Genomic DNA, 24,733 nt, shown 5'->3' with positions numbered 1-24,733 from the left:
CCCAATCCTTTCCTCATCGACCTTGAAGCCGGCTGTTCCAGCGAACAGAGGCTTCAATCTTCCAATCGTTTCCGCAGTGTCTTGGCTAATCGGGACAGAGCCAAATCCAAAACATCATTGCTTTTCTGATCAACCTGTCTCAGAATTGCCTGTACAGTTTCGGTCGAGGGTAAGTTCGCGGTCCTGTCGGATTGCATCTCCCTTGATGTCAGCAAAATTTTTACCTGGATATTGGTAATTTTTCGCTGTCCAGACTGTTGCATTTTGTTTAGTATTGACTCACGGAAAAAACGAATTTGCGAGGCCCAGGCAGCCGAGTCGGTATAAATCAGCAAGCGCGAGCCGTTTAGCAGGCAATGCAAGGCATGTTCGGCTATCGGCGCCGGCATGGCGGCTTGCACGACGCGCAACAACACCTTTTGCTCGGCGATTTTTTCCAGACACAGCGCCAGCGGCCCGCCATCGAAATCCAAGGCTGATTTAAACACAGGTTTTTTTGAGTGATTCATAACCTTCCAAGCAACTTAAATGACCGGTAACAATACGATGAAAACGTTTTTAGAGACAGTTCTCGCACAAGCAGACTACCAACCGGTTAGGCTGTTAACCATACTCAGGGAAGTTCAAGCGCAATATCGGCATATTCCGGCCGAAGCCATAACCCTATTGGCCGAGGCCCTACACATTCCCCGCACGCAGATCATCTCGGTGGTGGAATTCTACAGTTTTCTACACCTAACACCACAAGGCAGCTACGACATTCTGATCAGCGATTCGATTACCGACCGCATGCTCGACAAGGAAAATCTACTCAGTTATCTATCCAGTGTGTTGAAAGTGAAAGTCGGCGAAGTGCGCGGCGATGGCCTGGTTAGCCTGAACAATACGTCCTGTACCGGCATGTGCGATCAAGGGCCGGCCGGTTTGGTCAACGGCCTGGCTTTAACCCGGCTGGACAGACCCAAAATCGACGAAATCGCCGCGCTGATCGACCAGCAAAAGCCGTTGGGCGAATGGCCGGCCCATTTATTCGAGGTCAGCGACAATATCCATAAGGCCGGATTGCTACTGAACCTACCTACAGATAAAGGCGCGGCAATCAAAGCCGCATATAACCGTGGAATTGCCGCCACACTGGATGAAATTGATCGTTCCGGCCTGCGCGGACGCGGCGGTGCCGGATTTAAAACCGCAATGAAATGGCGTTTCTGCGCCGACGAAAAATCCGACGTCCATTACGTGGTCTGTAACGCCGACGAAGGCGAACCAGGTACCTTCAAGGATCGGGTACTGCTAAACAGTTACGCCGACCAAGTTTTCGAAGGCATGACTCTGGCAGCGGCAATCATCGGCGCCAAACAAGGCTTTTTATACCTACGCGGCGAATATCAACACCTGTATTCAAAATTACAAGCCATTTTGCAACAACGCCGCTCTGAAGGCTTGCTTGGCAACAACATTCTGGAACTGGGCCTGGATTTCGATATCGAAATTTGCCTAGGCGCGGGCGCCTATATCTGCGGAGAGGAATCGGCGCTGATCGAATCCCTCGAAGGCAAACCGGGCATACCGCGCAATCGGCCACCCTATCCGGTGACCAGCGGCTATTTGAATAAACCGACCGTGGTCAACAACGTCGAAACCTTCCTGGCGGCCGGTAAAATTGCTGTGCATGGCGGTGCCTGGTTCTCCGGATTCGGCACCGAGAAATCGGCGGGCAGCAAAATCTTGAGCATTTGCGGCGATTGCGCCGAACCCGGTATTTATGAGTATCCGTTCGGTATCAGCATCCGCCAGATCTTGCACGATTGTGGCGCAGAAGACGTGCTGGGCGTGCAAATCGGCGGCCCTTCCGGCACCTTTATTTCCAACCGCGAATTCGACCGCCAGCTGGCATTCGAAGATTTGGCCACCGGCGGTTCGTTCATCGTGTTTAACAACAGCCGTAATATTTTCGAGATCACGCAGAACTTCATCCACTTCTTCGCCCATGAAAGCTGCGGCTTTTGCACGCCTTGCCGTGTCGGCACTTCGCTATTGAAAAAACAGCTGGATAAAATCGTCGATGGCCACGGTTCGGCCGGCGATGTGGTCGAGCTGGAAAGCTTGTGCCAATTGGTAAAAAACAACAGCCATTGCGGCCTGGGACAAACCGCCGCCAACCCGATCTTATCGACCTTGCAACGCTATCCGGATTTGTACGAGAGGCAGTTGAAGGACATCAGCTACGAACCCGGTTTTGATCTGGACGGGGCGCTGGAAGTCGCCCGCCGCATGGCGCATCGCGACGATGCCGCCGCGCATTTGTCGCAAGTGGAGGATTAATCATGACAGGCACCATCAATCTCGACGGCCAAACCATTCCATTCGAGGACGGCCAAACCATTATCGAAGCCGCTACCGCGGCGGGCGTCTACATTCCGCATCTATGCCACAAGCCCGGCTACACGCCGCACGGCAGCTGCAAACTATGCACCGTAAAAGTCAACGGCCGCAATTGTTCGGCCTGCACCTTTCCGGCCGTGAACGGCCAAAGCGTGATCAGCAACAACGAGGAATTGGAACAAGACCGGCGCCGCATCACCCAGATGCTGTTCGTGGAAGGCAACCATCTCTGCCCATCCTGCGAAAAATCCGGCAACTGCCAGTTGCAAGGGGTGGCCTATCATCTGAATATGCTCGACAACCATTACCCGCATTTTTACCCTCAACGGGAAATGGATGCCTCGCATCCGGACATCTTGATTGACCACAACCGCTGCATTTTCTGCAACCTGTGCGTGCGCGCCAGCAAGGAGAAGGACGGCAAGAACGTATTCGCCATTGCCGGACGCGGCATCAACAAACGCCTGATCATCAATTCCCCTAGCGGGCAATTGAAGGACAGCGACGTTGACGTTAACGACTGTGCCGTTCATATTTGCCCGACCGGCGCAATTCTGATCAAGCGTACCGGTTATCAGGTGCCGATCGGACAACGCATTTACGACCACAAACACATCAGCGAAGTGGCATTAGCCCAGGAGAATGCTCATGGCCAAGATTAAAGTTGCCACCACCTCGCTGGCCGGTTGCTTTGGCTGCCACATGTCATTCCTCGATCTGGATGAACGGCTGGTGACTCTGGCCGAAGTCGCCGAATTCGACCGCTCGCCGATCACCGACATCGAACATTGCGGCCCTTGCGACATTGGCCTGATCGAAGGTGGCGTCTGTAATTCCGAAAACGTGCATGTCCTGCGAGAGTTTCGTAAAAACTGCAAAATCCTGGTAGCGGTCGGTGCCTGCGCCATCAACGGCGGACTGCCCGCGCTACGTAATCCTATTTCGTTGGAAGCCTGTCTGTTGGAAGCCTATCGCGACGGCATAGGCGTCGAAAACGCCCAAATTCCCAACGACCCTGAATTACCTTTGCTGCTGGATAAAGTCCATCCGATCCACGAAATCGTCAAGATCGACTATTTCCTACCGGGCTGCCCACCGTCGGCGGACGTGTTCTGGACTTTCCTGACCGACTTACTGGAAGGCCGCGAACCGGCTTTACCTTATGAATTAGTCCATTACGACTAATAAGGAACCCTTATGTACGAACATCTCGAAACCGCCCAAAACCCTGCCCAGTTGAAACGGGTCGTGGTCGACCCCGTTTCCCGCGTCGAAGGCCATGGCAAAGTCACGCTGTTGCTCGACGAAAATAACAAGGTTCAACAGGCACGGCTGCATATCGTCGAATTCCGCGGCTTTGAAAAATTCATCCAGGGCCGCCCGTATTGGGAATTGCCGGTTCTTGTACAACGGCTGTGCGGTATTTGTCCGGTCAGCCATCACCTGGCCGCCGCCAAGGCCATCGATCAGCTGGTTGGCATCGATCCAGCCGATCTGCCGCCGGCCGCCGACAAACTGCGCCGCCTGCTGCATTTCGGTCAAGTATTGCAATCGCATGCCTTACACTTTTTCCACCTGTCCAGCCCGGATTTACTGTTCGGCTTCGAGAGCGACATCGGCAAACGCAATGTGATTGCCGTGTTAGCCGATTATCCCGATATCGGCCTGCAAGGCGTCAAGCTGCGTAAATACGGCCAGGAAGTGATCCGCATGGTGTCCGGCAAGCGGGTGCACGGTACCGGCGCGATTGCCGGCGGCATGAATAAGGCCCTGAGCAAGGAAGAACGCGATTACCTATTGCAGGACATCGATCAAATTATCGCCTGGGCCGACGCTTCGGTGGCACTGATCAAAAAAGTCCACACCACCAATCTGCCGTTTTACGACGAGTTCGCCACCATCCGTAGCAATTATCTGGGCTTGATCAAACCTAACGGCGCGCTGGAACTCTACCATGGCGGCATCAGGGCTAAAAACGACCGTGGCGAAACCCTGGTCGACCATTTCGATTATTGCCATTACAACGATCTGATACACGAAGAAGTACGCTCCTGGAGCTACATGAAATTCCCTTATCTGACTTCGTTGGGTAAAGAAATGGGCTGGTACCGGGTCGGGCCGTTGGCACGGGTCAATAACTGCGACTTCATCGATACGCCACTGGCGGAAGCCGCGCGAGTCGAATTCAAGCAACACGGCGGCGAAGCCATGGTGCATAGTACCTTGGCCTTCCATTGGGCACGGTTGATCGAACTGCTGCATTGCGCGGAAAGCATCAAAACTCTGCTGCACGATCCTGATGTGATGAGTAACGATCTGGTGGCCAAGGGCGAAAAACGCTACGAGGGCATTGGCGTGATCGAAGCGCCGCGAGGTACGCTGTTTCATCATTATCAGGTCGACGAAAACGACATCGTTACCAAGGCCAACCTGATCGTATCGACCACCAGCAACAACATGGGCATGAACGAATCGGTGCGGCAGGTTGCCGCGGAGTACCTGTCCGGCCGAGAGTTGACCGAACCCTTGTTGAATAATCTGGAAGTTGCGATCCGAGCCTACGACCCGTGTCTGTCCTGCGCTACCCACGCGGTCGGCAAGATGCCGCTGCAACTGGAGTTGGTCGATGCCCAGGGAGCCATGGTCGACCGTCTAGTTCGTCACGGCGACGGCAGCTTCGAACGCTGACAGGCCGAATGAAAAAGCCTATTCTGGTATTTGGCTACGGCAATCTCAGCCGTGGCGACGACGCCGTCGGCCCACTATTGTTGGAATACCTGGAACAGCGGGCCGATCTGACGCAAGTTGAATTGCTGACCGACTTTCAATTACAAATCGAACATGCGCTGGATTTACAGGATCGCGACCTGGTGGTGTTTGTGGACGCTTCGGTAACGGGCAACGATGCTTTTGTATTTAGCAAACTCAAGCCCTGCCGCGACAACAGCTATACCAGCCATGCGATGAGTCCGGCGGCATTGCTGCAAGTGTTTGAAACCGTGACCGGCCAGCCCACTCCGCCCAGCTTCTTGTTAAGTATCAAAGCCGAATCTTTCGAGCTGGGCGAAGCTGTCTGCCAAGCTACTGCCGAAAATCTGCGCCAGGCTTGCCGGTTTGCAGAAAACCTGTTGGCCCGCCCGCTCGGTGAAATACTTCAGACACAGACTGCTCCATAATATGCCGGTTAACACTGCTTTAATACCGCATCACCACATCAAATCGTCCGGAATCTGATAGGCGGCATACGGATCGTCGGCTTCGGCAACATCCTGTGTCGGCTGGTTGAGCACCACCACGCTGTCGGCGTTCCTCGCCTGGATTTTGCGCGCGATTTCAGCCGGCACCACTTCATAGCCCTGTTCCAGCCTGACGATGCCGGCGCGGCCATTGATCAGGGCTTCACGCACGCTGTCCGCCACATAGACCTGTTTGACCTTGTTGTCGTGATTGAAATGATAGGCGATGCCGTTGACATCCTGCGCTATACGGTTCAATTGGGTGATTTGCCTGATCTGCGCGGCAAGGGCTTTTTGTTCGTCGGCCAGTTTGCGTAGCCGGTTCAATTCCCGATCCCGCTCGATTTGCTGCTGGCGCGCCTGTTCCGCGCTGAGTTTGATGTCATCGACCATTTCCACGCCGGTATTGCGCTGCAGCTTGGTCTGCTTGCGTTTTTCGGCCTTGACTTGTTTGGCCTTGGCATCGCTGGCTAGGCCGGATTTCAACAGCTGTTCCTGTAGCGATATGGTTTGCGGTTTTTTCATGTTTTCAGTCGTCGTTGATTAAATAAGGCGTCAACATCCTGTAGGCCAGGTCAGATAATCGCGAGAGGTGTAATGCTTGCCTTGTTCCAATGTAAAAGCCATGACACAGCCTAGAAATTCATTGTTTAAGCAAGCATAACATAGGCTTTAATGTCCCAACAGTTTACCGCTGGCATGCTTTTGCCACCAGGTCAGCGGCCGGGTAATCGGAGTCGGACAGCGATCGTAGCCTTGGTATTCGATACCCCGAAACACCTCGTTGCGCAGCCATTGATAAGCCGCCGGCGCGCTTTGCCGCAGACGTTCCGGAATCAAAATGTATTGCGCGACCAGCTCGGCCAGCTTTTCCTGGGTATTGCCGTCGTAACGGCCCTCATTGACTTCGGCAAGAAATTCGAAGGCTTCGAACCATTTAGATGGCCACAAGGCCAACTTGGCCTCGGCGATGATTTTCATGATCTGTTCGTCGTTGGAAATCTTGTGGTATTTATAGAAAAAATACAGATCGTCCTCGCCGTTCCAGAAATGGAAATTATCGATGGTATGGGCGATTTCATGCACGACGATGGGCAGGCGAAAATCCACCAAATATTGCACCTCGATGTCGCGATAAGTCGATTCTTCCTTGGCCTTGTCGAATTCCTTAACGGTAAATACGATCAAATTCTGGCCGCTGAACACCTGGGCCACGGTCTGCGAGCGAAAACCGACACCCGGCACCAGCGTTAGCGGATGGGTGTAATCCTGCCAGATGCTGATTTTGTAATCCTCCGGAAAAGCGTCGCGGATCAACTCCTGCATGACCGTCGGCTTGTCGGCGATTTCCTGTTCCAGCTTGTCGGTTGGCTTGGCCTTGCTGATACTTTCGCGTAAAAACGCCGGAATCTTGCGGATGGCTTTTTCGAAGATGCGCAGATGATCCGCATCGAAACGCTTTACTTGGTAGCGATAATCCTCGCTGTGCTTGATCACGGTCTTACTGTCGTAAAACAGCGCCAGCGCCCGCCAGGCCGCATCCTTGTCGTCCCAGTATTTTTCCAATACGCATAAATCCACCGAGGCACTGTCCCTACAGTCATCACGAAAATCGGCCAGATCTTCCAGATGCTCGGGGTTGGTATGCTCGGTTAGAACCGCAACCGCCTGCTGGCGCAGGTTCGGATGATCTTTTTCATAAAACCGAATGATCTCCGCCAGTTGTTCGCTGGGGGTGAACTGCTGTTCGCTGGTGGCGCACAACAATTCGGCATTTTGCGACAAGGTGAAGAAGCGGTTTTGAAACAGCGGCTCGGGGTTTGATTCCGCCAGCGTCGAAAGGCTGAACAGCAGCAACCCCGCGACCGCTAACGCTTGCAGTCGGTTCAAGCCTTATTTATCCATGCCTATCGCGTCCCAGGTTTCTTCCATCATGGTTTTTTCCTTGTAATCGGCCACCGGAATACCGTTGGGGTAGTTCAGATTGAATACGCGTTCGGCATCGGCCGCCAAATCCTCCATGCCCAGCTTGCGATAGCCCTCCTGCATGATTTGCAAGGCATGCGGCACCGCCGGAGTCCGTTGAAAGTCCTTGATGATGTGATTCGCTCGGTTAATCGCCGCCACATAAGCTTTGCGGCGCATGTAAAAATCAGCTACATGCACTTCATACATCGCCATGTTATTGCGCAAGGCCACCATTCTCAAACGAGCATCGGGCACATATTTACTCTGCGGAAAGCGTTGGATCAACTCCTGAAAATTGTCGTAGGCGTCCTTGGCATTGCCGGGATCGCGTTGCGAGGAATCGGTCGGCAGGAAACGGTCTAAAAAACCGATACCACGGTTATAGTTGATCAAACCTTTTAAATAATAGGCGTAGTCGACGTTGGGGTTTCGCGGATGCACCTTGATAAATCGATCGGCCGCCGCCAGAGCCGCTTCCGGATCGTCATTTTTATAATAGGCATAGGCCACGTTCAATTGCGCCTGAGCGGCATAATCGCCGAACGGATAGCGGGCTTCCAACGCTTCATAAAGCGTGATGGCTTTTTGGTAATTTTTGTTGTCCAGCGCTTCCTTGGCCTGCTGGTGAAACTTGGCATCGTCCCAGCCGACGTATTCGTCTTCCTTGGCCGAATTATCCTTGCCGCCCAAGGCACTCAAGGTTTCACAGCCCGGCAAAGTCCAGGCCAAACTGGCGATAAAAACAGTTTTTACTAAAAGTAATCGCATAGAAAAGACAACACGTTGTAATATTGCGGGTTTTTGCGGTTAGAGGCAATGCCCAAATCGCGAGTATAACTTAAAAACGACTATGACGATATTAACCGCAAGGGTTCCCGATGAACTGGCCGGCATGCGCCTGGACCAGTGTCTGGCGGAGATGTTCCCCGACTATTCCCGCAGCAAGCTGCAAACCTGGGTAAAAGCCGGGAGGGTACTGGTCGATGGCGAAGCGATGAAGGGCCGCGATAAGCTGGACGGCGGGGAGGAAATCGAGCTGGACGCCGAAGCCGAGCAGGTCATCGAATATGACGCGGAAGACATTCCGCTGGACATCGTTTACGAAGACGAGTCGCTGCTGATCGTCAACAAACCGGCCGGACTGGTGGTGCACCCGGCGGTCGGTAACTGGACCGGTACGCTGGTCAACGCGCTGCTGAATCACGCCCCTAGCCTGGATACTCTGCCGCGCGCCGGCATCGTGCACCGGATCGACAAGGACACCAGCGGCCTGCTGATGGTGGCTAAAACCTTGCAAGCGCACAACAGCCTGATCGAACAATTGCAGGAACGCACGATACACCGCGAATATCTGGCCTTGGTGAAGGGCTGGATGACCGCCGGCGGTACCGTCGACCAGCCAATCGGCCGCCATCCGGTGGACCGCAAACGCAACGCGGTACGCCGCGACGGCAAGGAAGCGGTAACGCATTACCGGCTGGAGCAACGTTTCAAACGCCATACCCTGATCCGAGTCAAGCTGGAAACCGGCCGTACCCATCAAATTCGGGTACACATGGCGCATATCAATTACCCCTTGGTCGGCGATCAGGTGTATGGTGGCCGTTTTCAGATGCCGGCCGATTGCAACCCGGCCCTGGCCGAGGCGCTGCGTAATTTCAAGCGCCAAGCCCTGCATGCGACCAAATTGGGTCTGGATCATCCGGAAACCGGCGAATACCTGGAATGGGAACAACCGATGCCCGAGGATATGCAAAACCTGATCACATTGCTGGCGGAAAATGAACTGGATCAAGCCTGATTGGCCGCTGCCCGAGGGAGTGCATGCCGCTACCACCTTGCGTGGCGGCGGTGCCAGCAGCGGCGCTTATGCCAGCCTGAATCCGGCCGCCCATGTCGATGACGACCCTGATCATGTCGAAACTAACCGCAAAATCATTCGCGACATGCTGCAACTTCCCGCCGAACCGGTTTGGTTGCAACAAGTACATGGGACGCGCGTAATCAAGGCCGATCAGGCCCAAGGTTTGGAGCAGGCTGATGCCAGCTTTACCGACCAACCCGGCACCGTGTGCGCGGTGTTGACGGCCGATTGTCTGCCGGTTTTGTTCTGCGGCGACCATGGCGGTGTGATTGCCGCCGCCCATGCCGGCTGGCGTGGCTTGCAGGCCGGCGTGATCGAGCGGACGTTATCGGCGATGAGTTGCCAAAAGGTTTCGGTCTGGCTGGGACCGGCGATTGGACCGGAACATTTTGAAGTCGGCGAGGACGTGCGCGAGGCCTTTGTGGCCGATAACGCCAAGGCCGCCGAGGCCTTTAAAGCCACCGGCCCAGGCAAATGGCTGGCGGATATTTATCATCTGGCCAGACTGCAATTAGCCGAATTGGGCGTCGAACAAATTCATGGCGGCGCTTATTGCACCGTCAGCGATGCGCAACGTTTTTATTCCTACCGCCGCGACGGCGCGACTACCGGGCGCATGGCCAGCCTGATCTGGAGAGATTAATCTTGAGTATTTTGTTATTGATCGTCATCTTCACGGCTATCGGCGGCATCCTCAGCGTGATGGCGGCGGGCGTGTTTTTGCTGTTGCCCGAAAAACAACGGCAAAACGTGCTGCCACACGGCATCAGTTTTGCAGTCGGCGCGCTATTGACCGGTGCATTTTGCGGCCTGATTCCGCATGCGTTCGAGGAAGTGCCGGTCGAAGACATGTCGATACTGTCGGCAACCATCTTGATCGGCATCCTGCTGTTTTTTATGCTGGAAAAGCTACTGGTTTGGCGCCATTGCCATTCCCATGCCTGCGAAGCACACGGCGAGGACTCGCACGAGGATCATCACGATCACAACCCGCATAACGACCATGGCCGCCGGGTTGCAGGCATGTTCATCATTTTGGGCGACAGCATCCACAACTTTGTCGATGGCGTATTGATCGGCGCGGCCTTTTTGACCGACCCGCAGCTGGGCATGGTGACCAGCCTGGCCGTGGCCGCCCACGAAATTCCGCAGGAAGTCGGCGATTTTGCGATATTGCTGCATAGCGGCTACACCCGAGGCAAAGCCTTGTTCTATAACGTGCTGGCCAGCCTATCCACCGTCATCGGCGGCGTGCTGGCTTATTTCAGCCTAGGCGATCTGCACCACATCTTGCCCTATTTCCTGACGCTGGCCGCCTCCAGCTTTATCTACATCGCCGTCGCCGATTTGATTCCGTCTCTCCACCACAAGACCGACATCAAAACCTCGCTGCAACAGATAGGCTTTATTCTGGCCGGCGTGCTGTTGATTTTGCTGATGCAGAGTATCGCGCATCGCTTCGAGGGTTAAAGCCTGGCCATATCGCCGATTTAGCCTGCGGTATCCGGCAACTGCTGGTATAAATACCAAAGAGCTTAAGTACCGATGCCGGCTTAGGCAATAAAAAGGAAGGTAAATCGCGAATGATCAAAAAAGTCGATGTTTCCGATCTCCGCCTGGGTATGTATATCCACGACCTGAATCGCGATTGGGTCGAACATCCTTTCTTGCGTAATCGTTTCCTGGTGCAATCGCCGCGCGATCTGGAAAGAGTCAGGGAACTGGGAGCGCGCTACGTCTATATCGATACCGAATTGGGTCAGGATCTACCGAATCCTACGCCTTTCAGAACCGTCGATCGAACCTTGGAAGACACGCTGCAAGATCTTGGCAGAACCCTGAAACGCACAACGCCCCTGGTTTCGGTCCAGGAAGAAATTCGCCAGGCCAAGCATGTCGTCAAGGAAGCCAACATCATGGTGCATGACATCTTGCAGGATTGCCGATTGGGCAAACAGGTTGAACTGGAAAAAACCCAGCCCCTCGTCACCTCGATCACCGAATCCATTTTCCGCAATCCCGACGCCCTCGTCAGCCTGCTCAGAATCAAACAAGCCGACAAATACACCTATCAACATTCGGTAGCGGTCGGCACACTGTTGATCAGCTTTTGTCGAGCATTGGATATAGGCCGCACCGAAATCGAGCTGGCCGGCATCGGCGGTCTGCTGCACGACATCGGCAAGATGAAAATCCCACGCTATATATTGAACAAACCCGGCAAGCTCTCCGAGCGCGAATTTGCGCTGATGCAGCAACATGTCGCCGAAGGCCGGCTGGTATTGGAAAACACTCCCGGCATATCGCCGATTTCCATCAATATCGCCGCCGAACATCACGAACATTACGATGGCAGCGGTTATCCGCTGGGCTTGAAGGGTGATGAAATCAGCCGTTTCGGCCAAATGGCCGCGATTGTCGATGTCTACGACGCATTAACCTCCCAACGGGTTTATCACGCCGGAGCGGAACCCACCGCCGTGTTGAAACAGTTGTTGGAATGCTGCGGACAACATTTCGATATGCCGCTGGTGCATAGCTTCATCCGTACCGTCGGCATTTATCCGGTCGGCGCTCTGGTCAAGCTTGAAAACGACGATCTGGCCGTGGTGGTCGAACAACACCATGAGGATTTGCTGCATCCCAAAGTCAAGGCTATTTTCAACAGCCGTCTACGCAGTTTCATCCGGCCCAGAGATTACGATTTGTCCAAACCCAGCTGCCATCAGCGCATCGTCTGTTTCGAAATCCCATCCCGTTGGCGCATCGAGCCGTATGCTTATCTCTAGGCGATTTATGGCAATAAATGTACCCAATCCAAGCAATTTGCCGTTGACTGAGCGGAGTCGAAGTCAACTGTTCGCGTCGGCTACTTCGGCGATTTTCTCTTAAATCCAACTTCCGCTAACCTGCCCTCATCCGGCAAATTAGCGCATTTTGGAGGCCAGCTCCAAGGTATCTCCATCGACCACGAAACGTCCGTACCCTTGGTGATGAAAAGTCTTTGCGGCCGCTTGCTCGGGATCGTGCCAGGCTTGCACCACTTCCATCACAAACAGATTGTAGGTGTCGACCAGCCGACTATCGACCACCCGGCATTCCAGATTGGCGATACATTCGGCGATTAAAGGCGCCGCGACTTGTTCGGCCGGTACCGGCGTCAGGCCGAATGTCTGAAATTTGTCTAGCTTGCTGCCCGACACATTGCCGATTTCAACCGTTTTGGCGGCCAACTCCAGCGCAGGAATGGCTATCACGCATTCGCCGGTGGCCCGCAACGCAGCAAAACTGAAATCGTCGCTGCTGACCACGCAAGCCAGCAATGGCGGCTCGAACTCCACCACCATATGCCAGGACAGCGTCATCACATTGGCTCGCCCCCGGTCGGCGGTGGTCAACAGCACCACCGGCCCCGGTTCCAGCAATTGATAAACTTGCGATAAAGGGAAATCGTTCATGCTGGAAATGGATTGAGTTATGCCGTTAACAATACACCGAATACGCTTGTTTACCGGTCAATCGGCCATGGAAACCAAGGTTTAAAAAACGCAACGGCTTCGGGACTGCGCTCCATCACTCCGAGGACATACCGGCCCCAGACACCGCCGCCACAGGCATAATAGCCTACGGCGCCACCACCGATAGCCGCGTAGGGCGTAATAGGCGATAGCCATATTGCGCCGTATGTTGGCATTCGACCATTCGGCGCAATGCCCTTTGGTTATTGCGCCCTACGCGGGCTGGTTAAAAACGCTGCATTATCCTCAATTCGCCTTATCAATTCAGTGAAGTAGTTTTGGGTGATATCCTAATAGTCTGATTGAAAGGTGCATTCAGTCCACGCGACTGTTATGATGACTTCGATGTTTCGTGAGGTAAATAACTGCTCAGAGAATTCTGGAGAATCACTTTATCGGGGAACCAAGTTGTTTGAGTGTAAGGCTTATTTAGCATAATCACGGGCATGGTTGGATTAAATATACTAGCCCAGCCTGAAAGAAACGATGCAGTTCTAACTAATGCGTCACATTTTGATAATAACAAGCAATTAATTAACGCTTCTTTTCCCTTGGTATAATTACAGCCTTTATTCGGATTGGCATGAATAGGTTTTCCGTCACGGCTGATTTCTTGATCATTGTGTGAAACCACTCGGAGTCTATAGTTAAATTCTGCTTTGATCCATTCAATAAAAGCTATTTCATCGCTGGCAACAAAAATTGTATCGACTTGGTTATGTTTCTCAAGATAATTAGATATGCATTGTTTTACATATTCCCATTTAACCCGTGATGCTTCAGAAGTCTTATCTGTTCCTCGAAAATGAATGCCTAGAGTCCCATTCAGACTAAAATTTTCTTGAACGAATAAATTAACATATTGTTGAATGTCATTGCTTATTGTTAAATACTTGTTAAGTAAATAATTTGCGTGATTCAGTGACATTTTTTCTGAAATTTTGCTTGCATTCCATAGTTGATTTATTTCTGAAATTTCACTGAATATGATTGCTTTGTTGTCCAGGATATCTTTATCTATCTTGGTTGCCTGATTTTGTGTGAAAAAATAATCCAGCCAATTGTCGCCGGCTTTAACAGTATAAAAAGGGCTGGATAAATGAATAAATGGACGAAGACCAAGATGATCACAATAATCAAAAATGTATATACACCAATTGAGCTGTGCAAAAAAACCATTTGTAGAGTTTATGTTTATTGCATAAATGCCATGATTTCTTTTTTGCTGAAAAAAACAATAAATAGAATTAAACCTATTGTATAAAGGTCTGTTTTTTTTTATTAATTCAGCAGTGTGCTGTAGTGAAAGCCAGTAAAGTTTTCTTAAATCCATATGACACCCTGTATAAGCGCCTAGCAAAAAGTTAATGTGTTTTGCGAGCCAAATCCACGACTAATTGGCATGCGGTCTCGCAGCATAGCTATTGATTAGCAGACAAATCCGCCCATATAACCTGATATTATCGGTGTTTTCAGGCACATTTGCCTTGATATTCGGAAAGCCGCGCATATTCCCCTCGATAACTTGCTATCAGCCACTAAATCAGGCCAAATGCGCCTGTATATTGAGTGCCAGCGCACTTTATCAGGTAGCCATGCCATGTCAAGCACCAAGCCACCAACCTTGCAGGACTATGTACGCCGCGTGATGCACATGAAGATAGAACCTGCTGTAGCGGCGAGATACCGGTTACAGATACTCTCGGCATCGCCCCTTTTGGAAAATCATCGCACCCGCAAAAGCATCCCGCGATAAAATCCCCTCATCGCCCGGCCTTTTGCCTTGGCCACTCACTTAAGATCGTTCCCTAACCAACATGCTCAATTTCAAAAATATCGCCATCCGTCGCGGCAACCGTTTACTGTTTAGCGAGGCTTCATTCACGATACATAAAGGCCAGAAGATCGGTCTGACCGGGGCCAATGGCGCCGGCAAATCCAGTCTGTTTGCGATGCTGCGCGGCGAACTGCATGCCGACGAAGGCGAATTTTCCATGCCGCCGAATCTGGAAGTGGCGCATGTGGCGCAAGAAACGCCGGCCCTGGAATGCTCGGCTATCGATTATGTGTTGGACGGCGACCGCGAGTTGCGCGGCTTGCAACGGCAATTGCACGAAGCCGAGCAAGCCCACGATGGCCTGAAGCTGGCCGAACTGCATGCTTCGCTGGAGCATGTCGGCGGCTATACCGCTCAAGCGAGGGCTTCGCGCTTGCTGAACGGCTTGGGCTTCAGCACCACGCAAGAAAGCCAGCCGGTCAGTTCGTTTTCCGGCGGTTGGAGGATGCGTCTGAATCTGGCTCAGGCGCTGATGTGCCGTTCGGACGTGCTGCTTTTGGACGAACCGACCAACCATTTGGACTTGGACGCGGTGATTTATTTGCAGGATTGGTTATGCAAATATCCCGGTACCTTGCTGCTGATCTCGCACGACCGGGATTTTCTGGACACCATCACCGACCACATCGTCCATATCGAACAGGGCAAGGCCGAGATTTACACCGGCAATTATTCCGACTTCGAACGCATGCGCGCCGAAAAGCTGGCCCAACAACAAACGGCTTTTGAGAAGCAGCAGCGCGAGATTGCTCATATCCAGAGTTTCGTCGACCGCTTCAAGGCTCAGGCCACCAAGGCTCGACAGGCGCAAAGCCGGATCAAGGCGCTGGAGCGGATGGAGCTGATCGCCCAGGCTCATGTCGATTCGCCGTTCAATTTCAGCTTTCCGCCGCCGAAGAAAATGCCCAACCCCTTGCTGAAAATCGAGCATGCCGAGATCGGCTACCCGAACAAGGTGGTGATCAAAAACGCTTCTTTGTCGATTTCGCCCGGCGACCGCATCGGTCTGCTGGGACCGAACGGCGCCGGCAAGTCCAGTTTGATCAAGGTGTTGGCCGGGCAAATGCCGGCCTTGAGCGGCAAGTTGCAAACCGCGCAGGACTTGAATATCGGTTATTTTGCCCAGCATCAGCTGGAACTGTTGCGGCTGGACGAGAGCCCGCTGTGGCATCTACAGCAACTCGACAAGCAGGCGCTGGAGCGGGATTTACGCAATTTTCTGGGCGGCTTCGATTTTCGCGGCGACAAGGTCAACGACCCGGTCGGACCGTTTTCCGGCGGCGAAAAAGCCCGGCTGGTACTGGCGCTACTGGTGTATCAAAATCCCAATCTGCTGTTGCTGGACGAACCGACCAACCATCTGGACCTGGAAATGCGCCATGCCTTGAGCGTGGCCTTGCAGGAATATCAAGGCGCCATCGTGGTGGTCTCGCATGACCGGCACTTGCTGCGCTCGGTGACCGACCAACTATTGCTGGTGGCCGATGGCAAGATCCAGCCGTTCGACGGCGACCTGGACGATTACAAACAATGGCTAGCCGAACAAAAAAAAGCCGGCAACGAACCTGAAGCGGTGGATCAGTCCAGTCAAGCCAATGTCTCGCGCAAGGATCAGCGCAAACAGGAGGCCGATCGGCGCCAGCGCCTGAAGCCCTTGCTGGATGCGGTAAAAAAAGCCGAGGCGGCGGTAGAAAAATATCATAAGGAACAGCAGGAACTGGAGCAGCAACTGGCCGATCCTGCTATCTATAGCGATGAAAATAAGGAACAATTGAAAAAACTGTTGAGCCGGAAAAGTCAGGCCGATAATGCGCTGGAACAAGCCGAACTCGACTGGATGACGGCCGAGGAAAATCTGTCACAAGCGGAGTAAACATGTACGAACTGATACTATTGTTTTTTCAAATTGCCGTTTTCAAGAAAGGGCCGCAGGATGTGCCGGCGTCGCCGCTGATCTTGAAGTTGCTGTTGCCGATGTATGTAGCGATCAATTTTTTGATTCTGCTGTTGAACGGTGCCTTGGCGACTGCATTGCTGCAAATCGTGGTGGATTTTAGCCTGATTGTTTTGTTCTGCTGGCCGTTGCTGTATTTCGCCGGCAAAACCACCCGCTTTCGGCAAACACTGGGCGCGATGATAGGTACCGACATCGTCATCAGTTTTTTTGCCTTGCCGGCCATCGCCACGCTAAATACTCATGCCACTGATCTAGCTTATTTTGCCATGCTGGCGCTGGTATTGTGGCACTGGCTGGTCAGCGGGCACATCATCAGACATGCCTTGGATAGGTCGTTGTTTTTCGGTTTGGGATTGGCGCTTTTATATATCATGTTGTCCTCGCAGGTAATGGCCGCGCTGTTTCCCGAGATCACCAACACTTCACAATGAGGTTGCTATGAACAACTATAAACATATTTTATTGGCCGTCGATTTTTCCGAACACGGCCAAGAGGTTTCGGTAAAAGCCAAGCAATTGGCCGAGCAAAATCAGGCAAATTTGAGCCTGGTGCATGTAGTGGAAAATTTGCCGATTACCGATGCGGCATACGGCCCCATTCCATTTGACGTCGACCTGACCCAGGAGTGGCTGGACGCCTCCAAGCAACGCCTGGCTAAATTGGGCGATGATATGGGAGTGCCCGAACAACGGCAATGGCTGGAAATGGGTAGCGCCAAACTGGAAATCGTGCGGGTCGCGGAGGAAAACGGCGTAGATTTGATCGTGGTCGGTTCTCACGGCCGGCACGGCTTGGCCTTGTTATTGGGCTCCACCGCCAATGGCGTGCTGCATCACGCCAAATGCGACGTGCTGGCGGTACGCCTAAAAGATGATTGAATTGATACTGGGCGGTGCCCGTTCCGGCAAAAGCCGTTATGCCGAACAGCAGGCCGTCGCCTCCAATCTACCGGTTATCTATCTGGCCACGGCCGAAGCCGGCGATGCCGAAATGCGGCAACGCATCGAGCATCACCGCCATCGGCGGCCCGCGGAATGGCAAACCTTGGAAGAACCGGTCCAACTGGCAAACGCAATACAACAGCATGCCAGTCCCAACTGTTGTTTATTGATCGACTGCCTGACGCTGTGGCTCAGTAACGTAATGTTCGACAAAAATGGCAATCCGCAAGAAGCGCTATTTCAAACCCAGCGCACGGCCTTGCTGGATGCGTTGAACCATTGCGACGGCCGCGTAATCATGGTCAGCAACGAAGTAGGCATGGGGGTGGTCGCCGCCGATCCGCTGACTCGCCGTTTCGTCGATGAAGCCGGTTTTTTGCATCAAGCCTTGGCCCAAATCTGCGACAGCGTGGTGTTGGTGAGCGCCGGTTTGCCGCAAAAACTAAAATGATGTCGGCTTACATCACTAACCCAAGCCGTTCCCGATCAAATGGCTTCGATATCCGAAGCTATTGCCGACAATAAGGTTCCCTGGGGCGAATGAATTCTCCCCTACAGGGCATTCGAATATAGGGAACTTATTTTTGACGGCATCCTTATTTATTTCCCATGTCCGGCGGTCGATTAAGCCAACTTTTCCTATACACTCGCTAAATCCAAGATGAAACCTCTTTTAGACCAGATCGCCGCGCCCGACACGGCGTTTTACCAGCGAGCGCTGGACAGGCAAGCCCAATTGACCAAGCCCCCTGGTTCACTAGGCATGCTGGAACAGCTTGCCGTCAGACTCGCCGCGATGCAGGGCCGGGACGATCCAAATCTGCAACACGTCCACGTCAGCGTCTTCGCCGCCGATCACGGCATCGCCGCCGAAGGCGTGTCAGCTTTTCCACAAGCGGTGACATCGGAAATGGTGAAAAATTTTGCCGCCGGCGGCGCGGCGGTCAATGTGCTGGCAAAACATCTGAACGCCCGCTTCGAGGTGATCGATGTCGGTTTGCTGCAACCGGTCGACCTACCGAACGTGGTCAACCACCGCGCCGGATGCGGCACCGGGAACTTCAAAATCGAGCCGGCGATGACAGCGTTGCAATTAGAGCTGGCGCTGGTAGCGGGGCAATCGGCCGTCACCCGAGCCATCGAGGCTAAAGCCGACTTGTTTGTCGGCGGTGAAATGGGCATAGCCAATACCGCCAGCGCCAGCGCGATGTCGGCGGCCTTGCTGGCCATTCCGGCCTGCCATATCACCGGAGCCGGCACCGGCTTGAATGACGCACAAATCGCCCATAAGGCCGCCGTGATCGAGCAGGCCTTGCACAGGCATCAAAAGCATTTGGACTCGCCGCTGGCAATATTGCGGACTTTAGGTGGATTCGAAATCGCGGCTCTGGTCGCCGCTTACATCCGCGCTGCTCAGCACGGCTTGCCGGTAATGGTCGACGGTTTTATTAGCAGCGTGGCTGCGCTGACGGCAAGTAGAATCAACCCGGCTTGCCGGGATTGGTTTTTTTATGGTCACCGTTCCGAGGAAAAAGGCCATAAAATAGTGTTGGACGCGTTGGCTGCCGAGCCGATTTTAAATTTACGCATGCGCCTGGGCGAGGCCAGCGGCGCGTTGATGGCGGTGCCGATTTTACAAATGGCTTGCCGCCTGCATAATGAAATGGCCACTTTTACACAAGCAAATATAACAACAGGATAAAAACCATGCTTGGACATATAGAAAGTTACGACGAACGCTGCCAGACCGGAATCGTTAAGTTCGAAGACAAATTTTACGAATTTCATGTTGATCAATGGACTTCCCAAGAGCCACCGAAAGAGGGTGACGATGTCGATTTCGACCACGAACACGGCGAAGTGACCGAGATCGGGCCGGTCGGCGCCTATTTAGTGGATACTAAGCCGGCGAAAAGCCATATAGTGGCGGCGCTATTGGGTATCGTGTTCGGCGCGATCGGCTTGCACCGGATGTACCTGGGATTTTGGGGCCTGGGCATCACTCAAGTCATCGTAACTTATTTAACCGGCGGATTTGGGGTGGTCTGGGGTTTCATCGAAGGAGTATTGATTTTTACCGGACATATCAACAAGGATGCCAAAGGCCGACATTTGAAATAAATTAAGCCAATGGCGAAAGGCAAAAGGTTTGCTATGCTGTTTTGAGTCCAACCCTTTTGCCTGGTCTTTTTAGACACACTATTTCACTCAATCAGCCCACCCATGGATTCTTTCCTGATAGCACTGCAATTTTTGACGCGGATTCCGGTTAGTTACCCGTTTATTGCGGATGACGACGCCTTGGGCCGCTCGGTATTGTATTACCCGCTAGTCGGATTTGTGATCGGAGTGTTGCTGAGTATTCTGGCGCTTTTGCTGTCGGGCAGCCCGGATATGCTGGCCGCCGCCGTGGTATTGAGCGCATGGGTAGGGCTAACCGGCGGCTTGCATCTGGATGGACTGGCCGACTGTGCCGATGCCTGGGTAGGGGGGCTTGGCAACCGGCAGCGCAGTCTACAGATCATGAAAGACCCGGCGGCGGGTCCGATTGCCGTACTGGCTTTATTGTTGGTGCTGCTGTTGAAATGGGCCGCCGTGCTGGTGTTGATCCAGCAAAATAATCTGATCTGCTTGATGCTGGCGCCGTTATTGGGCCGAAGCGCAATATTGGTGTTGATGCTGTCAACTCCCTATGTCAGTCCTCGGGGGTTGGCGGAAAAAATTCTGCAACATTTGCCGTTCAGCGATGCGCGTTGGGTACTGCTGATTTCGCTGGCGTTCGCCGGCATGATCATGGGATGGTTCAATGTATTGCTGGCCGGGTTTCTGTTGCTATGGATACGCTATGCGGCGATAACCCGCTTGGGCGGCGTCACCGGCGATGTCTATGGGGCTGCGGTGGAACTGGTGGAAACCGCGGTATTGCTGGCGGTGGTCTTGTTGTGAATCCACACCGCTTCAACGATCAGGAAAGGGCCGGAGTTTACCGCGCGATTGCCGAGCGCCGCGACATGCGGCATTTTCTACACGATCCGGTCGAACCCGAGATATTGGCCCGCCTGCTGGGCGCGGCCCATCAAGCCGGCAGCGTGGGCCTGATGCAGCCCTGGCGCTTTATCCGTATTACAGTTCCTGAATTACGAACCCGAATACATGCCTTGGTGGAACGAGAGCGCCATCGGACTGCGATTGCGCTCGATCAACGCCATGACGAATTCATGCAATTAAAAGTGGAAGGCATACTCGATTGCGGCGAACTGCTGGTAGTAGCCTTGCCCGATCAGCGCGAAAAACACGTTTTTGGCCGGCGTACCTTGCCGGAAATGGATCTGGCTTCGGCGGCCTGCGCAATCCAAAATCTATGGCTGGCCGCGCGGGCCGAAGGGCTGGGCATGGGCTGGGTATCGTTGTTCGATCCCGATGCGCTGGCCGAATTATTAAACATGCCGACGGGCAGCCGGCCGATTGCGATCCTTTGCCTGGGGCATGTCGCCGAATTTTATCCCAAACCGATGCTGGAACTAGAAAACTGGGCAAGCCCGCGGCCGCTTTCGGCCATGATTTGGGAAAACGGTTGGGGCGAATGATTCCAAAAGCGCTGATGGTGCAAGGCACCACCTCCGATGCCGGCAAAAGCACGCTGGTGACGGCCTTGTGCCGCTATTATCGGCGGCAAAACATCAAGGTAGCGCCGTTCAAACCGCAAAACATGGCTTTGAACAGCGCGGTCACCACCGATGGCGGCGAAATCGGCCGAGCCCAGGCGGTGCAGGCGGCGGCCTGCGGACTGCCTGCCCATAGCGACATGAATCCGGTACTGTTGAAACCCAATACCGATACCAGCGCCCAAGTCATCATCCACGGCCAGGTCTTACGCAATCAATCGGCCACTCAATACCATGATTACAAAAAAGTCGCCAAACAGGCGGTGTTGGCTTCCTGGCAACGCCTGACCCAAAGTTACCAAACCATAATCGTGGAAGGCGCCGGCAGTCCGGCCGAAATCAATCTGCGCGCCGGCGACATTGCCAACATGGGCTTTGCCGAAGCGGTCGATTGTCCGGTGATCTTGATCGCCGACATCGACCGGGGCGGCGTATTTGCCCACATCGTCGGCACGCTGGCGCTGCTGTCGCCGTCCGAGCGCCAACGGGTGATCGGTTTTGTGATCAACCGTTTTCGCGGTGATATGGCTTTGTTACAGTCCGGCCTAGACTGGCTGGAAGCCGAAACCGGCAAACCGGTATTGGCGGTATTACCGTATTTGCACGACTTGTATCTAGAAGCCGAGGACGCCCTGTCCAGCCGCCACGCCATCAATCATGGCGAAAAACTGTTCAATATCGTCGTGCCGCATCTGCCCAGTTTCAGCAATCATACCGATTTCGACCCCTTGCAATTGCATGCCGGCGTGAAGGTGCATTTCGCCAACAATCCGGAGCAGGCCGATGGCGCCGATTTGGTCATTCTGCCGGGTAGCAAGTCGGTGCGTAGCGATCTGGCGCGCCTCAAGGATCAAGGTTGGGAGGCCTTTATTCAACGGCATTTGCGTTACGGCGGCAAGGTGCTGGGTATTTGCGGCGGTTTTCAGATGCTGGGCCGGGCGATACACGATCCGCACGGGTTGGAAGGCGCCGCCGGCAGCGCCGCTGGTTTGGGTCTGTTGGATATGGAAACCACGCTACAAAGCGCTAAATGTCTGCGGCAGGTAACAGGTGAATTTGCCGACCATGCAACACCGGTCGCGGGCTATGAAATTCATTTGGGCCGTAGTATCGGACCGGCGCTGAATCAGCCATTGTTCAAATTGGCCGGCGAGCATGACGGCGCCATATCCCTGGACGATCAAGTGGCGGGCACTTATCTGCACGGGCTGTTCGATTTACCGGAAGCCTGTGACGCCTTGTTAAACTGGGCCGGTTATCGGCAACGGCAGTCCGTGAACTTTAATGCCCTGCGCGAAGCCGGCATCGATAGGATTGCCGACACCTGGGCCGAGCATTGTAATTTTGCCGCGCTGGACGCGGCCTTGGCCGGGTTTTATGACTCGGCTCGCGCCATCTCTTAACCTGGTAACGTATTCCGTTGAAATCCACCACGGATTCCGATCGCAAAACCACACCCATTCCGACTCAAACCAAGCAATTGATTCCACTACAGACCCAGCAAAATATTGAATGCTGGGGGTCGACCAATTTCTGGGAGTGACCTATATTTTCGAATGACCGCTTAAGGTTACATAATCCCTCATCAACCCTGAGGGTGTTCTAGGATGCCTGTTGCTGATCATAATCACGAAATACTTTTTCATGAAATCTGCAGAAATGTATAGACAGCTTAAACAGAAATAAGTAAAAGCCAGCTTGGCTAAGGGTAAATTGTTTTTTTCTATCCGTTTTTTTGCAGAAAAGCTGTACGGGCAATGTGTGCACGTCATCTAGCACAGCAATATGATCTGATTCCAAACATCCTCCCTTGGGAAGATAGAACAAAGAAGTCACTCTTTGTAGTTTAATTGAATTAACTTTCGTAGAAACTTTCTCTATATCCATTCCGTTCCTAGCAAGCAAATCTTCATATAGAGAAAGAGGAATGATGGGAGCAAATATCATACGCGCCGGAATCTCTCTCGGATTTTCGGGGCTAATATCGCAACTGTTGCTAACGATAATTCCTCTTATTGATTTTCGATCACCGCTTTCTAGGTTAATTATATCAAGGCTGTTCCAGCCATCGCCCTGCAATAATTCATCTTGACATTTTGTCGTGTAATAATTAATTTTCTCAGGAAAATCTTTAAGTGCTTTAACAAGGCCATTCTTGGCTTCCTGAGTCAAATAATACGGAATGTGATCGTTAATGTTCTCTAAAGTAATGCCCATAAACAAGTTAGCTTTGATACAAGTCCCATAAGTTATCAAATAAAACCCGTTCAAATTCATGTCCTAGAGCTTCTTGATTTGAAGAAAGCTCCTCATAAAATCCAGTAATAGCAACCTCAAATATTGTTTCCTCTAATGCGGCGTATTGTCTGGTCAAAATATTCTTGTTTGGTTCATGCGTTGGAGATGTTCCAAGCAGAACAAAGGCATAATTATTACTATCCGTGGAGTTTAATGTACTTGAGGATGGTTCAATATTGCGATCGGAAGGCAAGAAGGTGCCAGCCAATATTCCTGCTATCACAACCGTGCCAAATGTTCGTGATGTCTGTGCAGTATAGTATTTATTCATATTCTGGCTCCAATCGCGCAATAGTCTGTTCAGTAATGCAATCGAAAAATGTCTCTTTGTTTATCCGGTGAATATGTTCAAGAGCGTTATCTAAGTTTACCTCAAGCTGTTCAATGGAAATGCCGCCAGTATCCTTTATAGTATCAATATCAATCACAACGCCGTGATGTTCAGAGTTGTCTGGCATAAGCACTTTCGCTCCAGAAATAATCTGGAGGATATTTATGAACCCTTCAACGGCAATTTCCATTCGCACCTGATAAGACTCTTTAGTTAAGTTATGGCTACCAATTCTCAATGATAAATTAGCTAAGCTAACTTGATCAGCGAAGTCATCAGATTCTATAAGATCAACATATTTAGTCGAATATCGTATAACCTTGTTAATTAATCCACTTTTCTTTAAAACGCCAATCACTTTAATAATTGTTGGCTTAAAATCATTCCATCCTTTATATGGCAAGTTGCAAGAAACAGCTAGACTGCGATCGCCAATTAAAAAACTATAATTATCCAATCGCATACGGACGAGTGGAACATATTTTAAATTTGGATCGCTGTTTCTTACCGCTTCTGGTATTTCGGACTGAGGAAGTCGTTCTAATTGCTTTTCTCCTTCAAATTCCGAAAACAGAATTCCAGGCAATATACTCGACACGGGAAAATGAGTAATAAAACGACACTCAAATAAGGCGTCCAATAGTGGTTCTTTGCAAAGTCGCTTTGGAAGTTTGTTAGCCATATTTACGCTAAGTGCATGTGTTTTCTGAATTTAAACGGTAATGGATAGCT

28 protein-coding genes are annotated in these 24,733 nt (G+C 52.4%); 18 read left to right on the top strand and 10 right to left on the bottom strand.

Annotation, left to right across the window (positions count from 1 at the left end):
• Positions 1–53 precede the first annotated feature (53 nt).
• A complete protein-coding gene (locus tag IVG45_RS16835; RefSeq protein WP_196434953.1) occupies positions 54–509 on the bottom strand; it encodes a DciA family protein in 456 nt (151 codons plus the stop codon).
• A gap of 37 nt (positions 510–546) precedes the next feature.
• On the opposite strand from IVG45_RS16835, the gene IVG45_RS16830 reads away from it, so the two are divergent.
• Genes IVG45_RS16830 through IVG45_RS16810 form a run of 5 tightly spaced genes read left to right on the top strand, consistent with a single transcriptional unit; the run spans position 547 to position 5,561 of the window.
• Positions 547–2,325 carry an NAD(P)H-dependent oxidoreductase subunit E gene (locus IVG45_RS16830; RefSeq protein ID WP_196434952.1) on the top strand — a complete coding sequence of 593 codons (1,779 nt, stop codon included), beginning with the start codon at positions 547–549 and terminating at the stop codon, positions 2,323–2,325.
• Between the two features lie 2 nt (positions 2,326–2,327).
• Positions 2,328–3,047 (top strand): 2Fe-2S iron-sulfur cluster-binding protein, encoded by a 720-nt coding sequence (locus IVG45_RS16825; RefSeq protein ID WP_196434951.1) that lies wholly within the window; start codon positions 2,328–2,330, stop codon positions 3,045–3,047.
• Positions 3,034–3,570 carry an NADP oxidoreductase gene (locus tag IVG45_RS16820; protein WP_442923330.1) on the top strand — a complete coding sequence of 179 codons (537 nt, stop codon included), beginning with the start codon at positions 3,034–3,036 and terminating at the stop codon, positions 3,568–3,570. Before IVG45_RS16825 ends, IVG45_RS16820 begins: the two co-directional genes overlap by 14 nt.
• A 12-nt stretch (positions 3,571–3,582) precedes the next feature.
• Positions 3,583–5,073 carry a Ni/Fe hydrogenase subunit alpha gene (locus IVG45_RS16815; RefSeq protein ID WP_196434949.1) on the top strand — a complete coding sequence of 497 codons (1,491 nt, stop codon included), beginning with the start codon at positions 3,583–3,585 and terminating at the stop codon, positions 5,071–5,073.
• Positions 5,074–5,081: 8 nt separating this feature from the next.
• Positions 5,082–5,561: a hydrogenase maturation protease gene (locus tag IVG45_RS16810; protein ID WP_196434948.1), complete on the top strand. Its 480-nt coding sequence runs from the start codon at positions 5,082–5,084 to the stop codon at positions 5,559–5,561.
• A 30-nt stretch (positions 5,562–5,591) separates the two neighbouring features.
• On the opposite strand, the gene IVG45_RS16805 is transcribed toward IVG45_RS16810, so the two are convergent.
• From IVG45_RS16805 to IVG45_RS16795, 3 genes are all read right to left on the bottom strand, one after another.
• Complete coding sequence (locus IVG45_RS16805) at positions 5,592–6,146, bottom strand: DUF2058 domain-containing protein (protein WP_196434947.1); 555 nt, start codon at positions 6,144–6,146, stop codon at positions 5,592–5,594.
• A gap of 147 nt (positions 6,147–6,293) precedes the next feature.
• The gene (locus IVG45_RS16800; RefSeq protein WP_196434946.1) at positions 6,294–7,511 is read right to left on the bottom strand and encodes a hypothetical protein; all 1,218 of its coding nucleotides are present in this window, start codon (positions 7,509–7,511) and stop codon (positions 6,294–6,296) included.
• A 3-nt stretch (positions 7,512–7,514) separates the two neighbouring features.
• The gene (locus IVG45_RS16795) at positions 7,515–8,357 is read right to left on the bottom strand and encodes an outer membrane protein assembly factor BamD (RefSeq protein ID WP_196434945.1); all 843 of its coding nucleotides are present in this window, start codon (positions 8,355–8,357) and stop codon (positions 7,515–7,517) included.
• An 82-nt stretch (positions 8,358–8,439) separates the two neighbouring features.
• On the opposite strand from IVG45_RS16795, the gene rluD reads away from it, so the two are divergent.
• The 4 genes from rluD to IVG45_RS16775 all read left to right on the top strand — a co-directional run bounded on the left by rluD (position 8,440) and on the right by IVG45_RS16775 (position 12,242).
• Positions 8,440–9,390: a 23S rRNA pseudouridine(1911/1915/1917) synthase RluD gene (gene rluD / locus IVG45_RS16790; RefSeq protein WP_196434944.1), complete on the top strand. Its 951-nt coding sequence runs from the start codon at positions 8,440–8,442 to the stop codon at positions 9,388–9,390.
• Positions 9,371–10,096 (top strand): peptidoglycan editing factor PgeF, encoded by a 726-nt coding sequence (gene pgeF, locus IVG45_RS16785; protein WP_196434943.1) that lies wholly within the window; start codon positions 9,371–9,373, stop codon positions 10,094–10,096. Before rluD ends, pgeF begins: the two co-directional genes overlap by 20 nt.
• A 2-nt stretch (positions 10,097–10,098) precedes the next feature.
• The gene (locus IVG45_RS16780) at positions 10,099–10,923 is read left to right on the top strand and encodes a ZIP family metal transporter (protein ID WP_196434942.1); all 825 of its coding nucleotides are present in this window, start codon (positions 10,099–10,101) and stop codon (positions 10,921–10,923) included.
• A 113-nt stretch (positions 10,924–11,036) separates the two neighbouring features.
• The gene (locus IVG45_RS16775) at positions 11,037–12,242 is read left to right on the top strand and encodes an HD-GYP domain-containing protein (RefSeq protein ID WP_196434941.1); all 1,206 of its coding nucleotides are present in this window, start codon (positions 11,037–11,039) and stop codon (positions 12,240–12,242) included.
• 138 nt (positions 12,243–12,380) lie between these two features.
• Here the strand turns inward: IVG45_RS16775 and IVG45_RS16770 are convergent, their stop codons facing one another.
• The 3 genes from IVG45_RS16770 to IVG45_RS16760 form a co-directional block, all read right to left on the bottom strand.
• Positions 12,381–12,911, bottom strand: coding sequence for a flavin reductase family protein (locus IVG45_RS16770; protein ID WP_196434940.1), 531 nt, complete (start codon positions 12,909–12,911; stop codon positions 12,381–12,383).
• A 50-nt stretch (positions 12,912–12,961) separates the two neighbouring features.
• A complete protein-coding gene (locus IVG45_RS16765; protein ID WP_196434939.1) occupies positions 12,962–13,147 on the bottom strand; it encodes a hypothetical protein in 186 nt (61 codons plus the stop codon).
• Between the two features lie 155 nt (positions 13,148–13,302).
• A complete protein-coding gene (locus tag IVG45_RS16760; RefSeq protein ID WP_196434938.1) occupies positions 13,303–14,304 on the bottom strand; it encodes a hypothetical protein in 1,002 nt (333 codons plus the stop codon).
• A 484-nt stretch (positions 14,305–14,788) separates the two neighbouring features.
• Between IVG45_RS16760 and IVG45_RS16755 the strand changes: the two genes are divergently transcribed.
• The 9 genes from IVG45_RS16755 (at position 14,789) to IVG45_RS16715 (ending at position 22,775) form a co-directional block, all read left to right on the top strand.
• The gene (locus IVG45_RS16755; RefSeq protein ID WP_196434937.1) at positions 14,789–16,681 is read left to right on the top strand and encodes an ATP-binding cassette domain-containing protein; all 1,893 of its coding nucleotides are present in this window, start codon (positions 14,789–14,791) and stop codon (positions 16,679–16,681) included.
• Between the two features lie 2 nt (positions 16,682–16,683).
• The gene (locus tag IVG45_RS16750) at positions 16,684–17,196 is read left to right on the top strand and encodes a hypothetical protein (protein ID WP_196434936.1); all 513 of its coding nucleotides are present in this window, start codon (positions 16,684–16,686) and stop codon (positions 17,194–17,196) included.
• Between the two features lie 7 nt (positions 17,197–17,203).
• Positions 17,204–17,644 carry a universal stress protein gene (locus tag IVG45_RS16745; RefSeq protein ID WP_196434935.1) on the top strand — a complete coding sequence of 147 codons (441 nt, stop codon included), beginning with the start codon at positions 17,204–17,206 and terminating at the stop codon, positions 17,642–17,644.
• Positions 17,637–18,158, top strand: coding sequence for a bifunctional adenosylcobinamide kinase/adenosylcobinamide-phosphate guanylyltransferase (cobU, locus tag IVG45_RS16740; RefSeq protein WP_196434934.1), 522 nt, complete (start codon positions 17,637–17,639; stop codon positions 18,156–18,158). Before IVG45_RS16745 ends, cobU begins: the two co-directional genes overlap by 8 nt.
• A 210-nt stretch (positions 18,159–18,368) precedes the next feature.
• Positions 18,369–19,409 (top strand): nicotinate-nucleotide--dimethylbenzimidazole phosphoribosyltransferase, encoded by a 1,041-nt coding sequence (gene cobT, locus IVG45_RS16735; RefSeq protein WP_196434933.1) that lies wholly within the window; start codon positions 18,369–18,371, stop codon positions 19,407–19,409.
• A 5-nt stretch (positions 19,410–19,414) separates the two neighbouring features.
• Positions 19,415–19,828, top strand: coding sequence for a TM2 domain-containing protein (locus tag IVG45_RS16730; protein ID WP_196434932.1), 414 nt, complete (start codon positions 19,415–19,417; stop codon positions 19,826–19,828).
• 102 nt (positions 19,829–19,930) lie between these two features.
• Positions 19,931–20,653, top strand: a complete 723-nt coding sequence (locus tag IVG45_RS16725) for an adenosylcobinamide-GDP ribazoletransferase (protein ID WP_196434931.1) — start codon at positions 19,931–19,933, stop codon at positions 20,651–20,653.
• Entirely contained in the window at positions 20,650–21,294 is a 645-nt protein-coding gene (bluB, locus tag IVG45_RS16720) for a 5,6-dimethylbenzimidazole synthase (RefSeq protein WP_196434930.1), read from the top strand. Before IVG45_RS16725 ends, bluB begins: the two co-directional genes overlap by 4 nt.
• Complete coding sequence (locus tag IVG45_RS16715) at positions 21,291–22,775, top strand: cobyric acid synthase (protein WP_196434929.1); 1,485 nt, start codon at positions 21,291–21,293, stop codon at positions 22,773–22,775. The genes bluB and IVG45_RS16715 overlap by 4 nt, the downstream gene beginning before the upstream one ends.
• 199 nt (positions 22,776–22,974) lie before the next feature.
• Here IVG45_RS16715 and IVG45_RS16710 read toward each other — a convergent pair whose 3' ends face one another.
• The 3 genes from IVG45_RS16710 to IVG45_RS16700 are packed head-to-tail and all read right to left on the bottom strand — an operon-like array spanning position 22,975 to position 24,683.
• Positions 22,975–23,589, bottom strand: a complete 615-nt coding sequence (locus IVG45_RS16710) for a hypothetical protein (protein ID WP_196434928.1) — start codon at positions 23,587–23,589, stop codon at positions 22,975–22,977.
• Between the two features lie 7 nt (positions 23,590–23,596).
• Entirely contained in the window at positions 23,597–23,941 is a 345-nt protein-coding gene (locus IVG45_RS16705; RefSeq protein WP_196434927.1) for a hypothetical protein, read from the bottom strand.
• Positions 23,934–24,683: a TIGR04255 family protein gene (locus IVG45_RS16700; protein WP_196434926.1), complete on the bottom strand. Its 750-nt coding sequence runs from the start codon at positions 24,681–24,683 to the stop codon at positions 23,934–23,936. Before IVG45_RS16700 ends, IVG45_RS16705 begins: the two co-directional genes overlap by 8 nt.
• Between the last annotated feature and the right edge of the window lie 50 nt (positions 24,684–24,733).

This window comes from Methylomonas sp. LL1 (assembly GCF_015711015.1).
Lineage (GTDB): Bacteria > Pseudomonadota > Gammaproteobacteria > Methylococcales > Methylomonadaceae > Methylomonas.
Note: the sequence above shows the minus strand (reverse complement) of the source record. Positions and strands in the feature narration are given on the sequence as shown.

Bases quoted from the DNA above. Each gene is read 5' to 3' on its own strand.
- IVG45_RS16835 (WP_196434953.1), bottom strand. From the start codon at position 509: ATGAATCACTCAAAAAAACCTGTGTTTAAATCAGCCTTGGATTTCGAT.
- IVG45_RS16830 (WP_196434952.1), top strand. From the start codon at position 547: ATGAAAACGTTTTTAGAGACAGTTCTCGCACAAGCAGACTACCAACCG.
- IVG45_RS16825 (WP_196434951.1), top strand. From the start codon at position 2,328: ATGACAGGCACCATCAATCTCGACGGCCAAACCATTCCATTCGAGGAC.
- IVG45_RS16820 (WP_442923330.1), top strand. From the start codon at position 3,034: ATGGCCAAGATTAAAGTTGCCACCACCTCGCTGGCCGGTTGCTTTGGC.
- IVG45_RS16815 (WP_196434949.1), top strand. From the start codon at position 3,583: ATGTACGAACATCTCGAAACCGCCCAAAACCCTGCCCAGTTGAAACGG.
- IVG45_RS16810 (WP_196434948.1), top strand. From the start codon at position 5,082: ATGAAAAAGCCTATTCTGGTATTTGGCTACGGCAATCTCAGCCGTGGC.
- IVG45_RS16805 (WP_196434947.1), bottom strand. From the start codon at position 6,146: ATGAAAAAACCGCAAACCATATCGCTACAGGAACAGCTGTTGAAATCC.
- IVG45_RS16795 (WP_196434945.1), bottom strand. From the start codon at position 8,357: ATGCGATTACTTTTAGTAAAAACTGTTTTTATCGCCAGTTTGGCCTGG.
- rluD (WP_196434944.1), top strand. From the start codon at position 8,440: ATGACGATATTAACCGCAAGGGTTCCCGATGAACTGGCCGGCATGCGC.
- pgeF (WP_196434943.1), top strand. From the start codon at position 9,371: ATGAACTGGATCAAGCCTGATTGGCCGCTGCCCGAGGGAGTGCATGCC.
- IVG45_RS16775 (WP_196434941.1), top strand. From the start codon at position 11,037: ATGATCAAAAAAGTCGATGTTTCCGATCTCCGCCTGGGTATGTATATC.
- IVG45_RS16770 (WP_196434940.1), bottom strand. From the start codon at position 12,911: ATGAACGATTTCCCTTTATCGCAAGTTTATCAATTGCTGGAACCGGGG.
- IVG45_RS16765 (WP_196434939.1), bottom strand. From the start codon at position 13,147: ATGCCAACATACGGCGCAATATGGCTATCGCCTATTACGCCCTACGCG.
- IVG45_RS16760 (WP_196434938.1), bottom strand. From the start codon at position 14,304: ATGGATTTAAGAAAACTTTACTGGCTTTCACTACAGCACACTGCTGAA.
- IVG45_RS16755 (WP_196434937.1), top strand. From the start codon at position 14,789: ATGCTCAATTTCAAAAATATCGCCATCCGTCGCGGCAACCGTTTACTG.
- IVG45_RS16750 (WP_196434936.1), top strand. From the start codon at position 16,684: ATGTACGAACTGATACTATTGTTTTTTCAAATTGCCGTTTTCAAGAAA.
- IVG45_RS16745 (WP_196434935.1), top strand. From the start codon at position 17,204: ATGAACAACTATAAACATATTTTATTGGCCGTCGATTTTTCCGAACAC.
- cobU (WP_196434934.1), top strand. From the start codon at position 17,637: ATGATTGAATTGATACTGGGCGGTGCCCGTTCCGGCAAAAGCCGTTAT.
- cobT (WP_196434933.1), top strand. From the start codon at position 18,369: ATGAAACCTCTTTTAGACCAGATCGCCGCGCCCGACACGGCGTTTTAC.
- IVG45_RS16730 (WP_196434932.1), top strand. From the start codon at position 19,415: ATGCTTGGACATATAGAAAGTTACGACGAACGCTGCCAGACCGGAATC.
- IVG45_RS16725 (WP_196434931.1), top strand. From the start codon at position 19,931: ATGGATTCTTTCCTGATAGCACTGCAATTTTTGACGCGGATTCCGGTT.
- IVG45_RS16715 (WP_196434929.1), top strand. From the start codon at position 21,291: ATGATTCCAAAAGCGCTGATGGTGCAAGGCACCACCTCCGATGCCGGC.
- IVG45_RS16710 (WP_196434928.1), bottom strand. From the start codon at position 23,589: ATGGGCATTACTTTAGAGAACATTAACGATCACATTCCGTATTATTTG.
- IVG45_RS16705 (WP_196434927.1), bottom strand. From the start codon at position 23,941: ATGAATAAATACTATACTGCACAGACATCACGAACATTTGGCACGGTT.
- IVG45_RS16700 (WP_196434926.1), bottom strand. From the start codon at position 24,683: ATGGCTAACAAACTTCCAAAGCGACTTTGCAAAGAACCACTATTGGAC.